Origin of the sequence: Salinisphaera sp. SWV1 (genome assembly GCF_052044155.1) — a bacterium.
GTDB lineage: Bacteria > Pseudomonadota > Gammaproteobacteria > Nevskiales > Salinisphaeraceae > Salinisphaera.
Genome location: NZ_JBQDYE010000154.1, coordinates 1 through 579 on the forward strand (window position 1 = coordinate 1; position 579 = coordinate 579).

The following is a 579-nucleotide window of genomic DNA, read 5'->3' on the forward strand; positions in this document are numbered from 1 at the left end:
TGGTAGCTGCCGTCGTCGGATTTGCCGAAGGGATGGATGCACAGGCCGTCCTGCACTCTATACAAAATGGTATCGGCAGCACGCTCGGCGGGCTGGCAATGATCCTCGGTTTCGGGGCCATGTTAGGCAAGCTGATTTCTGATACGGGTGCGGCACAACGTATCGCCACTACGCTGATTGCTACTTTTGGTAAAAAACGCGTGCAATGGGCGCTAGTGATCACCGGTCTGGTTGTGGGCCTCGCCATGTTTTTTGAAGTGGGTTTTGTCCTGCTGTTGCCGTTGGTATTTACCATCGTAGCATCATCAGGATTACCCCTGTTGTATGTTGGCGTACCAATGGTAGCAGCGCTCTCTGTAACCCACTGTTTTCTGCCGCCACATCCAGGGCCTACTGCCAACGCGACTATCTTTGAGGCTAATCTCGGAACGACTTTACTGTATGGATTTATCATTACCATTCCGACAGTTATTGTCGCAGGACCGCTGTTTTCTAAACTGCTAACTCGCTTTGAGAAAGCACCACCGGAAGGCTTATTTAATCCTCATCTGTTTAGCGAAGAGGAGATGCCCTCCTTCT

The 579-nt window shown here is 50.9% G+C and carries 1 pseudogene; it reads left to right on the forward strand.

Annotated elements, in window-relative coordinates:
• Positions 1 to 579, forward strand: a pseudogene (gene idnT, locus ACS8YF_RS19980) (gnt-II system L-idonate transporter); the annotation flags it as partial.